The 14,367-nt window shown below is 47.9% G+C and carries 11 protein-coding genes; 1 reads left to right on the top strand and 10 read right to left on the bottom strand.

The features are described 5' to 3' along the window. Positions 1-52: 52 nt before the first annotated feature. The 3 genes from K7P76_RS30505 to K7P76_RS30495 all read right to left on the bottom strand — a co-directional run bounded on the left by K7P76_RS30505 (position 53) and on the right by K7P76_RS30495 (position 4,429). Positions 53-1,477 carry a response regulator transcription factor gene (locus K7P76_RS30505; RefSeq protein WP_232189882.1) on the bottom strand — a complete coding sequence of 475 codons (1,425 nt, stop codon included), beginning with the start codon at positions 1,475-1,477 and terminating at the stop codon, positions 53-55. A gap of 2 nt (positions 1,478-1,479) precedes the next feature. Next, positions 1,480-3,129 (bottom strand): sensor histidine kinase, encoded by a 1,650-nt coding sequence (locus K7P76_RS30500; RefSeq protein ID WP_232189881.1) that lies wholly within the window; start codon positions 3,127-3,129, stop codon positions 1,480-1,482. A 139-nt stretch (positions 3,130-3,268) separates the two neighbouring features. Further along, positions 3,269-4,429, bottom strand: a complete 1,161-nt coding sequence (locus tag K7P76_RS30495) for a M20 family metallopeptidase (protein WP_232189880.1) — start codon at positions 4,427-4,429, stop codon at positions 3,269-3,271. A gap of 110 nt (positions 4,430-4,539) precedes the next feature. On the opposite strand from K7P76_RS30495, the gene K7P76_RS30490 reads away from it, so the two are divergent. Next, on the top strand, positions 4,540-5,331 hold the full coding sequence (locus tag K7P76_RS30490) for an SDR family NAD(P)-dependent oxidoreductase (protein WP_232189879.1): 792 nt from the start codon (positions 4,540-4,542) through the stop codon (positions 5,329-5,331). A gap of 84 nt (positions 5,332-5,415) precedes the next feature. Here the strand turns inward: K7P76_RS30490 and K7P76_RS30485 are convergent, their stop codons facing one another. The 7 genes from K7P76_RS30485 to K7P76_RS30455 all read right to left on the bottom strand — a co-directional run bounded on the left by K7P76_RS30485 (position 5,416) and on the right by K7P76_RS30455 (position 14,191). Further along, complete coding sequence (locus K7P76_RS30485; protein WP_232189878.1) at positions 5,416-6,714, bottom strand: aspartate aminotransferase family protein; 1,299 nt, start codon at positions 6,712-6,714, stop codon at positions 5,416-5,418. 364 nt (positions 6,715-7,078) lie between these two features. Continuing rightward, complete coding sequence (locus K7P76_RS30480) at positions 7,079-8,800, bottom strand: dihydroxy-acid dehydratase (RefSeq protein WP_232189877.1); 1,722 nt, start codon at positions 8,798-8,800, stop codon at positions 7,079-7,081. Between the two features lie 151 nt (positions 8,801-8,951). Next, on the bottom strand, positions 8,952-9,722 hold the full coding sequence (locus K7P76_RS30475; RefSeq protein WP_232189876.1) for an IclR family transcriptional regulator: 771 nt from the start codon (positions 9,720-9,722) through the stop codon (positions 8,952-8,954). Between the two features lie 90 nt (positions 9,723-9,812). Next, positions 9,813-10,619, bottom strand: a complete 807-nt coding sequence (locus tag K7P76_RS30470) for a pyruvate, water dikinase regulatory protein (protein WP_232189875.1) — start codon at positions 10,617-10,619, stop codon at positions 9,813-9,815. Between the two features lie 15 nt (positions 10,620-10,634). Continuing rightward, positions 10,635-11,249, bottom strand: coding sequence for a helix-turn-helix transcriptional regulator (locus K7P76_RS30465; protein WP_309244809.1), 615 nt, complete (start codon positions 11,247-11,249; stop codon positions 10,635-10,637). Between the two features lie 67 nt (positions 11,250-11,316). Continuing rightward, positions 11,317-14,016, bottom strand: a complete 2,700-nt coding sequence (gene ppdK / locus K7P76_RS30460; RefSeq protein ID WP_232189873.1) for a pyruvate, phosphate dikinase — start codon at positions 14,014-14,016, stop codon at positions 11,317-11,319. Next, positions 14,006-14,191 carry a GapA-binding peptide SR1P gene (locus tag K7P76_RS30455; protein WP_232189872.1) on the bottom strand — a complete coding sequence of 62 codons (186 nt, stop codon included), beginning with the start codon at positions 14,189-14,191 and terminating at the stop codon, positions 14,006-14,008. The genes ppdK and K7P76_RS30455 overlap by 11 nt, the downstream gene beginning before the upstream one ends. Positions 14,192-14,367: the final 176 nt, after the last annotated feature.

Genomic DNA, 14,367 nt, shown 5'->3' with positions numbered 1-14,367 from the left:
TCATTTTTTAGTATTGTAACCGTTTGCAAAAATGGGGTGGCCGGAAACGATATCATTGATTATCGATTCCGCTCCGTTCCCGACACTGGGTGGCCGTTTGTCCCGTGCTCTTCTTGAATAACTTAGCAAAATGAAAATAATCCGAATATCCGACATGTTCCGCTATTTCCTGAATCGACATCGTCGTTGATTTCAATAGCTCGCTGGCACAAGCCATTCTTTTTTTAGTTAAATACTGCAAAAACGTATTCGAGCTTTCCTTGCGAAATAGTTGGCTGATATAGCTTAAGTTCAAATCAAGCTTCTCGGATATGCTCTGCAAGGAAACCTCCTCCTTGTAATGAGCATCAATGTAGTCGACAATCTTGAGGTAGGTACTATTTCGGGAATACCCGCCGGTCGATGGTGAAGATTGGGTATAATGCCCGGCTAGCAAAGAAGCAACGCTATCGTTCATTCGTTTCACGTTGCCGAATTTGTGTACGAGCTCCTCATAGGTCATCAGCCACTCTTCTTCCAGATGATAAACACTGAACAGAGCGGCATGATAGAAAAATAACGCATTCCGAATGGTAAACCGCTTCTCGTTAATGAGCGCCTCTATTTCCGCAACCACAGCCTTGATGTACTCTCCGTTCTGGGTTCTGCTCAGCTTTAACAGCATTTCTTTCAGCTTGTCAGTATGGCTTTCCGGGCTTACCCCGCCCCAGAACCCATGCTGCCCCGTTATAAAAAAATGATATGCAGCTTCATCAGCAGCCTCGATGGCCTGAATAATGGATGTAACGTCACTTACCCAAGCTCCGATTCCAATCCCCTGAACATCGGGAGGAAAATTTACAGCCAAGCTAGCTTCGAGAGCCGTCGTTTGATTCCCCTCGAAGAAGAGCACCCTCTTGCTTCGCCCCGTTCGCAAGCTCAATTGATTAATGCCGGGCAATAGGTGGAGCTCCCCTTCTCCTATAACGACCACGATCGTCGCGCCGGCCTGCTCATCCCACTCAAATCCCATCTTGCGCAACAACATCCGCAGATGTTCCCGGGAATGAACATCCCCCTCTTGAAGCAGGCTTAGCAGCTCCGTCTGCTGCATCGCTTTCAGATCGCTTTTTCTTTTGCTGAATCGCTCAAGGATGCCTGTCATTTCCATTTCATCGAACGGCTTCAGACAATAATCCAATGCGCCGTATTGGATCGCTTTTTTGGCAAACTCGAATTCCTTATAACCCGATGTAATAACAAACTGGACATCTAGATTTAATTCGTTAATCCTACGCATGAGCTCAATACCGTCCATGCCGGGCATCCGAATATCCGTAAATACGATATCCGGCAACAGACTCTTTATTTTGTCATACCCTTCTAGTCCATTGAACGCCTCGCCAATTATTTCATAGCCCAGCCCATGCCAATCAATCGAGCTTTTCAAGCTTTTGACTATCCACTTTTCATCGTCAATTAGGATCACTTTCAACATCGTCATCCCTCTTTCTTGGGCAGCCTCAATATGACTTCCGTACCCATGCCCGGCATGCTCGTAATAGTTAATCCGTAGTTCGGCCCATAAGCTGTTCTCAAGCGATTATGCACGTTGAGAATGCCCAGATGCTCCCGGCCCTTCTTAGTATCAAAGAAATCCTCCTCGCTCTCCAACTCGTTGCATATGGCAGACAATCTCTCTTGCGTCATTCCAAGGCCATCGTCTTTCACGCGAATGATAACATCTCCGTTTGGCGTCTCTTCCGCGGTGACCCACAATGCTCCCGTCTCTATTCGATTTTCCAATCCGTGCGTGATCGCATTTTCCAATATCGGCTGAAGGATCATCTTGATTACGCGATAGTTCAACAGTTTCTGGGGGATGGAGATAAAAGTTTTAAAGCGGTCATCGAATCTGAACTGTTGTAGCATTAAGTAACTGTTGGCGATCTCCAGTTCCTCGGCAAGCGTCACCTCGTCTTGCCCTTTGATGCTATATCGCAGCATCTTGCCTAAGGCGACGATAATTCCTCTGAGATCATGCGCTCCGACCTCACTGGCCATCCCTTTCATCGATTCGAGAATGTTATACAGAAAATGCGGGTTAACCTGTTGCTTTAAATAGGCAAGCTCGGCTTGTTTTTTAATGAGCCCTAGAGCGATTATGCGTGTTTTCGAAGAAACGACTTCATCCGTTAATTGGTCAATCTCGTCCAACATATCGTTAAATTTGTCGGCCATGACGACGATTTCGTGGTAACCCTTTAATTCAAGCCTGCGCTGCTCGCTAACAATATTTTTGACTTGCTGAATTTGGATAAACTTAATGAAATAACGGATGGGTCCAAGCACGTTCCGATTGGTCACCCAAAGCAACAAACACAGAAATGGGATAAATAATGCGAAAATCCACAAATAAACGGCTCGTGTCTGCTCTAATCCTCTGTACAAGTTCCGCTTCGAATAAATGTTTACGACTTTGCCCTGGAATTCCTCCACATCGGTAGATTGAATAATATAATCGCTGGACGACTCATCCCCATATTGCGAGAGGTCCAACTTCTGTCCGATGATGGACAATTCGTTACTGGCACAAACGACCCCATTACGGTCCAAAACATAGAAATTGCCAAAGCCGTTTTCCAGCATTGTCTCGAATTTGGGAAACAAGGAATCCATGTCCAAGATGACGATTAGGTATCCTAATGGATAAGAGGGGTTAATATTATTGATGTTAGTGCCTACGGTAAAGTAGTATCTCTCCATATTGTTATCTACTACTTTTTTCAGTCCGGAATAAAGCGGTTTGATCGTTGAGTGATCATGCTTCTTCAGGTCCGCAACCGTTTCCATTACAGCCTGTTTCATGCTCCGACCCGACACCAAATTCATATTGTTCCCGTTCTCGCCGAGGATGATCATGTTCTGAACGCCGTTTTTCAACTGGCTGACCATCGCAAGCTGCAGATCCACTCTCTTGAACAACTCTATTTTATCAAGCAGATTATCGACCTTAAGATACTGATGAACATCCGTGTTGAATGAGGAATTAACGATAACCCCGTCCACGTTTTCGATCTGCGATCTTATATACTGCGCAATCTTATCGAGCAGCTCGACGGAGTACTCTTGGTTTTTTTGATAAATCATCTTTTGAGATTGGCTATAGGTAATGCCCATGACTAATGCGATAACCGCGATAAATATAATGAAAATAACCAGGAGTTGATTTCGTAATGGCTGCTTTTTTAGAATAGTCCATCATCTCCCCCTGGCTGCTAGCCCGATTTTAGTTTTTCAAATAAAGATCTATAAACTCCAAATATACTTTTGCCGCCAATTCAAGCTCTCTGATTTCTACATACTCGACATCGCCGTGAGCGCTTCGTTGATCCGGACCATGACATAACGCGGGAGTCTTGAAATCATTCGCGATAATACCCGCATCCGTTACTACCTTCTTCCCGACTAACGGGACTGAAATACCTCTGACGGCCTGAATGGCTTGGACGAGAACGCCGATTGCGGGGTTGCTCTTATCTAGACGGTAGCCGTCACGAACCTTCTCTAGGTTAAGATCGATTTCGACTCCATGCTTATCGGCAATGGGCTTCAAATGCCTCCTGAACTCCTCGTCCACTTCTGCGAAAGTAGTCTGCGGACTATAACGCCTAACGCCGACTATCTCCGCTGTCTTAGGATGCTGATTGTAAAATTGCCCGCTATGGACGGACCCGATAAAATAAGAAGCGTACCCGATATCTTCCACATAGTCGCGCTCCAGCTCTACGTTCAACGATTGCAGTAGCTGAATAATATCCGCTGCGACATGAATGGGATGTGCCGTTTGGGGTGGAGTATACAATTGATGGCTGGTCTCCCCTTCTCTGCTGATCGTAATTTCAAACGTGGCGGAACCGAACTGGGCAATCGTACATTCCGTTGTCGCGCCTTCCATGACAATCGCAACATCCGCAGTCAGCTTCAGCTGCTCTGCCAAAGCGATTAGATCTTCTCCCCGGCCGCCCGGGCTCTCATGCAAGCTGTTCGCGATAATAACGATTTGTCCATGAAGTTTAACCTCGTTTTCTCTGAGCACCCTAAGCACTTCTACAATACAAGCAAGCGAACCTTTCATGTCGCATGCTCCCCTGCCGTAAATCCGCTCCCCTTGGATGGAGGCAGGCTCATGGGCTAGCGTAACGGTGTCCATATGCCCGTTGAAAATAATCGTTTTCCCCGGAAACTCTCCGCCATAGGTCGCGACTAGCGTTGGATTGTTCTCGATCAATTCGAACCGCTCGACCTTGCAACCCACATCTTGAAGAAGTCTTTCATACAGATCTGCGACTTTCCGTGTATCCCCAGTCGGACTCGGTGTGTTTACAAGTTGCAGCGTATCGTTCACAAGTCGTTCCGTCTTTACATGATTCAATAATTCGGATGGCATGATCATTCACTCCAATTCATAATTAGATTGACAAAGCCTAATCGCTGCTTCTATATTAAAATCATAATTTTTATTCAGTATACTAAATTTTGAGACGCGGAGGAGTTCATTTGTCCAGATTAAAGGGTAAAATAGCATTAATAACAGGCGGTGCTCGCGGTATCGGATTAGGCATCGCTGACCGATTTATTCGCGAAGGCGCTCATATCGTCCTATTGGACGTTCGCCAAGAAGAGTTGGCTGCTTCCGTTGAGCAATTGCGGCAGCTAGCGATGGAGATCTCAACCGGCACCCCGTCGAAAGTTGAATCTATCCTCTGCGACTTAGCTGACCCGGCTAATATTGAAGAGGCAGCGGAAACCGCATGGAACGTTCTAGGTGGCATAGACATCGTCATTAACAATGCCGGAATCGCCGTTCGCGAGAAATTCACGGATATTCCCTTCGAGCGTTGGACGAAAATCATGGACATAAACCTTAACGCGATGTTCCTGCTTAGTCAGACGATCAGCAAGAAAATGATTCAAGAAGGCAGGCCTGGCAGCTTCGTGAACATGGCATCCAAGAACGGCTTGGCAGGAAGCGGAATGCTGGCCCATTACAATGCTTCCAAAGGCGGAGTCGTCCTCTTGACCCAGTCGATGGCCGTCGATCTTGCTTCGCATGGCATTCGGGTGAACGCAGTGGCGCCGGGATTCATCGACACGCCGCTTGACCGAGAGCTGAAGGCAAAACAGGAAGAAACGCTAAACATCACGGATCGCACCCCAATGCGCCGCATGGGAACGATTGAAGAGACCGCCAATGCTTTTCTATTCCTCGCTTCCGACGAAGCCTCATATATTACGGGAACGACACTCGTCGTAGACGGCGGTCATCTGGCGGGCGCAGGCGACTTTTAATAAGTAACTACGCCTAATTATAATAGGAGCGCAGGGAAAATCCCTGCGCTTTTTCATTATAACCATTCCGCTATGCAAATCTCTCTATTTTTTACCCTTCAAATCCCTAAGTACCTCTTCAATGCTCTCAAGCGTGTAGTCAATTTCCTTATCCGTGTGGCTGTAGCTGATATGATTCCGTTTCATGTTCATCGGCAGCTTGAAGATGCCCTTCTCCATCAATGCCCGCCGGTAAGCCACATAGAATGTTGCATCGTTGTGCTGGAGATCGCTGTAGTTTTTCGGCTCGAAGCTCATGAAATAAGTCGTGAAAACAGAACCGAATCCGGCAACGTAAGCCTCGATGTCCAAACGGTTAAGGATTTCTCGAAGCCCGCTGCGCATCTTCTCTCCCAATCGGAAAACATGCTCGTGAACGGGTTCGTTTTCCATCAATTCAAGGGTCGCAATGGAGGCCGCCGTACCTACCGCATGTCCGTTATAGGTACCCGCAAACCAGACATCGCCACCCGGCTGCGTGTTGAAACGCTGCATGTACTCCTTCTTGCCTGCAACGGCAGCTATAGGGAAACCATTAGCCATCGCTTTACCCATTGTAGTTAGATCAGGCGTCACGCCAGCCACCTTCTGATAACATCCGATATCGTGACGGAATCCGGTAATGACTTCATCGAAAATCAGCAAAGTTCCATGCTCCGAGCACAGCTTGCGAAGACCTTCAAGAAAGCCCGGCTGCGGCATAATGCAGCCAATGTTATGAGGAATGGGCTCTACAATCAAAGCTGCCACTTCACCGTTATTCGACTTCAAAGTGCGTTCTACATCTTCCAGATCATTAAAAGTACATACAAGCGTATTGTCGATAGCTTCTTCCATCATACCCGCTGATCCCGGATCCCGTTTGCCTATCATGTCCCAGGAGCTAAGCATATTTCTGGCCACGTAATCATGCCAGCCATGGTAACAGCCTTGGAACTTGATCAGCTTGAAGCGTTTCGTCACAGCGCGCGCCAGACGAATCGCATGATAGGTGGCTTCCGAGCCTGAGTTGCAGAACAGCACCTGCTCCGCGGAAGGGACGTGTTTGCATATTTTCTGAGCAAGCTCGATCTCAAGATCGGTTGTTCCCGTTCCGTAAAGGTCGGTGCGGCTCAAAGCCTCGATGACCTTGTTGTTCACGTAAGGATGATTATGGCCGAGAATGTAAGGTCCGAAAGCGCCTTGATAATCAATGTACCGATTGCCATCAGCATCATAGATGTAGGCTCCCTCCGCTTTTTTGAAAACAAGATGAGGCTCTAAATTCCGGATCGACGTATGAACGCCGCCTGGCGTGTATTTCTTCGCTTCTTCATATAATCTGGCGCTTTCTTTGAATTCCATTTTGATTTCCCTCCGCTGATTGTTCAATATATTAATTATTAATCCATATACTGAATATATAAGAGATAGCAGGGCGGTGTCAATCGATTATTTTTGTTGGCTGCACACTAGGATTGAGGAAATTACAGCAATTGTACTGTTATTTTTAATAAAGTATGGGGTGAAGGTATGGAACGGGGGAAAATAACTGGACTTTTACAGTAAGCCTATGAGCCTTCAATCATTTTTTTCTAATCAACTGGAGATTTACAGTTATTCTCTGTCATGCTGTATCATACAGTCGAAATTTCAAAGAAAGGAGCTGCCCCTCTAGTCTTCTCAGACTTTGTGGGACAGCCCAAAGAACGATTCCATACAATAAAGCTTAGCTTCTCCCGACAATCGGAGGTACGAAACGAGCCTCCTCCTTATTGTTCGGACGAAGGAAATCCAGATCGCATCCTTCATCTGCTTGCAGGACATGATCGGCGAACAATTTAAGGAAACCGCGCGGATATCTTTGCGGAAACGGACACAGAGCCTGCTTCCGCTCATCGATAACCTCATCGGATAACCGCAAGTGCAACAGCCCCTGTTCCACGTCCACCTCAATGATGTCCCCGTTCTGGACAATAGCGATGTTCCCGCCCACTGCGGCTTCGGGAGAAGCGTGTAATATAGCTGTCCCGTAACTGGTTCCGCTCATCCTGGCATCGCTGATTCGAACCATGTCGTCAACGCCCTCTTTAAGCAATTTCGTCGGGATCGGAATTTCTCCCCATTCCGGCATGCCTAATGCGGCCGGTCCGCAATTACGCAAAATTAATACGGTCGAGGCATCCACGTCCAAGTCATCACTATCGATCTCTTTCAGCATTTGCTCATAGCTGTCGAAGACGTAAGCCTTTCCTTGGTGCTTCCACAGCTTCTTGGAGCTAGCCGACAGCTTAAGAATTGCGCCGGATGGGGCCAAATTTCCTTTCAACACTTTAATGCCCGATTCCGCTTTGAATGGCTGCTCCAAGGAAGTAATAATATGAGGGCTTTCCGATTTCTGCGTATACACTTCGCTCAGGGGCTTGCCAAGAGCGGTTAAGCACTCCCCATCCAACCTTGGAAGCAATTCGTATATGACCCCGGACAATCCTCCTGCATGAAAATAGTCATCCATCCCGTAAAGGCCGCTCGGTTGAAGGTTTACGATTAAAGGAACGCTTTCCGATAATTCCTGGTATTGCTTAAGGTCAATACGAATACCTAAACGACCCGCTATAGCGGTTAAATGCAATACTGCATTCGTCGATCCCCCAAGCGCGGCGAGCAATTTAATCGCATTGTGGAAGGCAGCTTCCGTCATCAGCTTGGAAGGAGTGAGTCCCTCTTTAACCATTTCCACGATCCGTTTGCCGGTTCGTTCGGCGGCAATTCTTCTTCTTGAATCCGTTGCCGGAATATCGGAAGTTCCCGGCAGCATCATGCCCATCATTTCCGAAACGCTCTTCATCGTAGAAGCAGTGCCCATGACCGGACATCCGCCGAAGGAGCAAGATATGCCCTTCTCCAGCTCCTTCATTTCATCGTCGGAAAGCTCTCCGGCCTTATACATATCCATGTATTTCCACAAATCCGTTCCGTAGTTAACCGGTTTGCCTTTGAAATAAGCAGCAGCTCTGTGCCCAGCCGCAAGCTGCAGCGTCGGAAGATCGCAGCTTGCCGCACCCATTAACTGCGCGGGCGTAGTCTTGTCGCATTCGCAGAGCAGTACAATACCATCCAACGGCAATGAACGTATCATTTCTTCCACGTCCATCGACATCAGATTGCGGTAAGGCAGATCGGAAGGTTTGTTAAAATCCGCAGCCGTTGTGATCGTGTGCATTTCTATCGGATATCCGCCTGCTGCCAGGACGCCCTTCTTGACATATTCAACGAGCTCTTTGTGGGGAGCGTTACAGCTGTTCAGATCGTTCCATGAATTAAATATTCCGATAATGGGCTTCCCTACATACGATTCCGGATCATGTCCGCAGGCACGCATCGCAGAAGCATGCTGGAATCGAGTTTCAAAGGACTGATGATTAAACCATTGTTCGCTCCGTAGATTCATTGGGGCAGCTCCAGTTCTAAATATTGAATTTTTTTTAACGAGTTGAATATGTGCCAAATTTAGCATAGCCCTATTCTATTGTCAATTCTTGTTGCCGTATAAAAAAAAGCAGTCCGTCATCGCGGTCTGCTCGGTCTGAAGCTTATTCGTTTCACCTTCGTTGATAACCCATTTCTCCGGAAACCCGCAATGCCGTTTCTTTAACCTGCTCGCCAATGGCATGAAACTTGATCGCAGGCAAATCCTTGCTCAAGGCGGTAATGCTAATAGACGCGATGACGTGGCCGTTCTCTCCGAAGATCGGTGCCCCAATGCAGCGGATTCCCTCTTCCATCTGCTCGTCTTCAATGGAATATCCATGTTCGCGAATAAAATGGACGTCTTCGATCAACTTGTCTGCCAATTGTCCCCGTTTGGTCTCGTCTACTCCTGGCATCTTGGAGAAAGACTGCGTAATTTCTTCATCGGTCATCCCCGAAGCCAACGCTTTACCCACGCCCGATAGATGCAATGGCAATGCTTGCCCGGCGATTGTCGCGAAACGAACGAATCCGTTTCCTTCGAATTTATCTATGTATACCGCTTGATAGTTAACAAGAATCGCCAAATGTGCGGTAAAGGGCGTTCCCGCGACTAACTTTTCAAGGTGTGGACGAGTAACCTGCTTAATATCGCTTTGCTGATAGTAGTTCATTCCCCAGTACAAAACGCCGTGGCCGAGCACGTATTTTCCGTCATCTTGTTTCTCGATAAGGGAATGACGTTCCAGCGTATTCAATATGACAAACACCGTTGTTTTCGGAATGTTAAGTTCGGAATGAATTTCATTAATGTTCATTTTTCCGTTTTTCGATATGCCGTTCAATATCGTAATTGCCTTTTCGATAGCTGGCACGGAGTAATTTTTTGCCGACTTGACCATTTTCGGAAACCCTCCTCGTATGACAACATACTAGCATACCGGGACAATTTCTCACAATATCGGCATTCATAGACGAACAAAACAAAAAGATTATTTGAAGTAAGACTCCGCAATCAAACCGGCCGTTTCTTCGATCGCTTTCTCCGTAACGTCTATGACCATGCACCCTAACTCCTTATACAGATCTTGGGCAAACTCCAACTCTTCCACGACGCGTTCGAGGGAAGCGTATTTCGCTCCCTTCGGCAATCCGACGGATTTCAGCCGCTCGGTGCGGATTTTAGAGAGCTGTCCTGCATCCATCGTCAGTCCGACCAGCTTGCTTTTATTTTGCTGAAGCAGCTCTCTAGGCGGCTTAATGTCTGGAACGATCGGGTAGTTGCACACCTTGTAGCCTTTGTGGGCCAAGTAAATGCTAAGAGGGGTCTTGGAAGTCCGCGAGACTCCGAGAAGGACGATGTCCGCCTGAGGGATAACGTTCATGTCCTTTCCGTCGTCGCATCTAACCGTAAATTCAATCGCTTCGACACGCCGGTAATATTCTTCGTCCAAGCGATGAAGAAGGCCCGCTTCCCTTTTCGGAGAATCATGGAAAGTATCGATAAACGCCTGCATGACGGGCCCCATAATATCGACCGCGTTAAGCTTGAGCCTGCCTGCTTCCTGCATCATCATCTCTCTCAGTTCGGGAAGAACTAACGTATACGCGACGAAAGCGCCTTGACGAACTGCCTCCTCCATGAGAAAACGTATTTCTTCTTCGTTCTTGATATGGGCATACCGGGTGATGCGCGTATGATGGGCATTGAATTGCCGAATAGTCGCTTTCACTACCGCTTCGGCGGTTTCTCCTACGGAATCGGAGCAAACGAATATGGTACGCTCCTTCTCGTTCAATCCTTCTCCCCCCAATTATTGGCCCAATGCCAGTTCGAGCAGCACCTTGGTCATCGTTGTCTTCGTAATTCTCCCTATCACTTCAATATTAGTCATCTCATCTGACGAGGCGGGTGCCCTTACGACGGGCAAGCTGTCGACCTGATAAGAAATCATTTTGCTAGCCGCTGCCATAATTGACTCTTCCGGCGTAATCGTATGTACGTTCGGATGCCGGGTCATAACTAAACTGACCGGCATCGCCGTGGCCGCGGCATTGCCAAGCGTCACCTTGAGCAAATCCTTCCGGGAAACGATACCGGCAAGATAGCCGTCCGCATCGCAGATGATCAAGCTGCCCACGTTTTCCAGGAAAAGCGTTACGACGGCGTCGCTTACGGTTGCGGTTTCCCGGAGCACGACAGGTGCGGATTGAAACTCTTTTACCTGCATCACGAGGAGTCTCTCCAGTGCGATCTCCTTCTGTCTGGAGGCACGGCCCAACGAATAGCCGACCTTAGGCTTAGCTTCCAGATAGTTCAGCATTACGAGCAACGCTAGATCGGACCGGATAACCGGACGAGTCGTTTTCAACTGTTCTGCGATATACTCGCCCGATATCGGCTGTTGATTGGTCACGATCGTTAATATGTCTTGTTGGCGGGATGTCAGTTCGATGGCAATACCCTCCTTGTCTTGCTTTCATCCCCATATTCTATCAAACCCCGCCCTTGGATAAAATGGGAATAGATTGTTTAGGTGCTGCTTTGTCTCCATACGTAATAGCTGCTTGCGCTGCGGCTATCCTTGCCAATGGGAGGCGGAAGGGAGAACAGCTGACATAGTCCAAACCGGTGCGATGACAGAAGAAGATCGAATCCTTATCCCCGCCGTGTTCTCCGCAAATCCCCGTTTTAATCGCTGGTTTCACGGATTTTCCCGAGGTTACCGCCCATTCGATCAGCAAGCCGACGCCATCCGGATCAAGCACCTGAAAAGGGTTATTCGGCAAAATTTTATGATCCTGGTAATGGGTCAGGAATTTCCCTTCCGCGTCGTCGCGGCTATAGCCGTACGTCATTTGCGTCAAATCGTTCGTGCCGAAGGAGAAGAAGTCCGCGTAAGGAGCAATTTGTCCGGCGGTAAGCGCCGCTCTCGGAACTTCGATCATCGTTCCTACTTGGTAAGGGACTTCCTTGCCATTGCCTTCTTCCAGAATCTGCTTGGCTACCGTATCGATCATCTTGCGAAGCGTTATCAATTCATTTACATGCCCAACCAACGGAACCATAATTTCGAGTTTAACCTCTACCCCGCGATCCAAACAGCGAGATGCCGCCCGAAAAATAGCCTCGACCTGCATTTCGTATATTTCGGGATATACGATTCCCAGTCTGCATCCCCGCTGTCCGAGCATGGGGTTGGTTTCTTCCAGGGAATGTACTTTGCGAATCAAAGCGTGGATCGCCTTTTTCTCCTCTTCTTTTTCTTCGGGAGCCAGCTTTAACTCCTCCAGCTTTTTCTGCAGTTCTTTCTCTTTGGGTAAAAATTCATGCAGAGGCGGATCCAGCAGCCGAATGGTTACCGGTAAACCGTTCATTTCTCCGAACATTCCTTCGAAATCAGCTTGTTGCATCGGCAGCAATTGATCCAACGCCAACGCGCGTTCTTCGATATCTTCAGCAAGAATCATTTGCTGCACAACGGGAAGGCGGGTTGGCGAGAAAAACATATGCTCCGTCCTGCATAAGCCAATGCCTTGGGCACCGAATTGTTTGGCTACTTTCGCGTCGTGAGGATTGTCCGCATTGGCCCTGACCTTAAGCTTGCGAATCGAATCGGCCCATTCCAACAACTCGGATAGCTCTTCCGTTATTTCAGCTTCGCGCAAAGGAATTTCCCCTGGGATTACACGTCCACTTGCGCCGTCTATCGTTACCCAGTCTCCCTCGCGCACGATTCTGGAGCCGACGGTCATTTGCTTTAGCTCTTCATCGATCTTGATGTCTTCACAGCCGCATACGCACGGTTTGCCCATCCCTCGCGCAACAACCGCGGCATGGCTTGTCATCCCTCCACGGCAAGTTACGATCCCTTCGGATACCAACACGCCTTGGATGTCTTCGGGCGTTGTTTCGGGACGAGCAAGGATAACCTTCTTTCCTTCCTGGCTCCATTCCATCGCAACATCCGCATGGAATACGATTTGCCCGGCGGCAGCACCGGGAGATGCCGGCAAGCCGATAGCTAATACTTCCTTAACTTCCATTTCATCGATTCCTCTATGCAGCAACCGATCCAAATGGGAAACTTCGATTCTCTGGAGAGCGTCTTCTTTCGAAATGATACCTTCCTTCACTAGATTCACCGCTATCGTTACGGCCGACTGCGCGTTTCTTTTCCCGTTTCTCGTCTGAAGAATATAGAGCCGGCCTTTTTCCACCGTAAACTCGATATCTTGCATATCCTTATAGTGCTGCTCTAGCCGCTTCGCGACGCGAACCAACTCTTCATACACTTCCGGCATTTCGTTATGAAGCGACGCTACCGGCTGCGGGGTCCTTGCTCCCGCGACCACGTCTTCCCCTTGCGCATTGATCAAGTATTCGCCGAATAATTCCGAAGCCCCGGTCGAAGGGTTTCTCGTAAATACGACCCCCGTTCCGCAGTCCATTCCCATATTCCCGAACACCATGCTCTGAATATTAACCGCAGTTCCTTGGTTGTCGGGAATCCGGTTGATTTTCCGATAGATTTGGGCTCTGGAATTATTCCACGATTGGAAAACGGCCTCTATGGCCAGTCGAAGCTGTTCATGCACGTCTTCGGGGAAGCCGCGTCCCGCATGTGCTTGAATACACCGTTTGAATTCAGGAATGAGCTGTTGCAGCCCCTCGAGCGATACATCCTGATCTTGAGTGACCCCTTCTTTTTGTTTCATTTGATTGAAAATTTTCTCAAAATGATGCCCTGAGATGCCAAGAACCACGTTGCCGAACATCTGCAGCAGTCTGCGGTAGCAATCGTAGGCGAAACGTGCGTGGCCTGTTTGCTGGGATAGTCCTTGAACGGTTTGGTCATTGAGCCCCAGGTTTAAGATCGTGTCCATCATACCCGGCATGGAACTCACCGAGCCGGATCTAACCGAAACAAGCAATGGATTAATTGGGTCACCGAACCGTTGCCCCCTATCAGATTCCAAGCGTTCAAGCGCGGACAACGTCTCCCCCCACAACGAATCGGACAAGCCATTCCCCGTCTTAAAGTAAGATAAGCAAGCTGCGGTCGATAAAGTAAAACCGGGAGGTACCGGAAGCCCCGAACGAGTCATCTCGGCCAAGTGAGCCCCTTTCCCTCCAAGAAGATCTTTCATTTGAGCATTTCCTTCTTGAAAACCAAATACTTGTTTAGAACTCATCTTCATTTCCCCCTTGCAGACCGCTGCTGCATTGTTCATTCTCGCAAACGATATAAAACTTCTTGTAGCCATTAGTCGGGAGCGTGCCAATAATCTGCGAACAGGATTTGCAAATAATGAGCCCCAAATCATTGACGGGATTGTCGTTTGAGCTATTGCAAGTTTCACTATTCATTCTTTATCAGTCCTCCTTGTATTAGGCAATTCTGATACAAGTAAATATAAGCCATTGTTCAGATATTTTCAATAAATATTACTCACAATTGAATAATTAATTTTTATTATGACTCATAATAAGAAATAAGGTAAGGGGATATCTGTCACAATGCAAAAAAACCGCTATCCTATCAA

The organism is Cohnella silvisoli (genome assembly GCF_021190915.1).
Taxonomy (GTDB): Bacteria; Bacillota; Bacilli; order Paenibacillales; family Paenibacillaceae; genus Cohnella; species Cohnella silvisoli.
This window is presented reverse-complemented; position numbering and strand designations above follow the sequence as displayed.

Bases quoted from the DNA above. Each gene is read 5' to 3' on its own strand.
- K7P76_RS30475 (WP_232189876.1), bottom strand. From the start codon at position 9,722: ATGGTCAAGTCGGCAAAAAATTACTCCGTGCCAGCTATCGAAAAGGCA.
- K7P76_RS30495 (WP_232189880.1), bottom strand. From the start codon at position 4,429: ATGCCATCCGAATTATTGAATCATGTAAAGACGGAACGACTTGTGAAC.
- K7P76_RS30485 (WP_232189878.1), bottom strand. From the start codon at position 6,714: ATGGAATTCAAAGAAAGCGCCAGATTATATGAAGAAGCGAAGAAATAC.
- K7P76_RS30455 (WP_232189872.1), bottom strand. From the start codon at position 14,191: ATGAATAGTGAAACTTGCAATAGCTCAAACGACAATCCCGTCAATGAT.
- K7P76_RS30480 (WP_232189877.1), bottom strand. From the start codon at position 8,800: ATGAATCTACGGAGCGAACAATGGTTTAATCATCAGTCCTTTGAAACT.
- K7P76_RS30500 (WP_232189881.1), bottom strand. From the start codon at position 3,129: ATGATTTATCAAAAAAACCAAGAGTACTCCGTCGAGCTGCTCGATAAG.
- K7P76_RS30505 (WP_232189882.1), bottom strand. From the start codon at position 1,477: ATGTTGAAAGTGATCCTAATTGACGATGAAAAGTGGATAGTCAAAAGC.
- ppdK (WP_232189873.1), bottom strand. From the start codon at position 14,016: ATGAGTTCTAAACAAGTATTTGGTTTTCAAGAAGGAAATGCTCAAATG.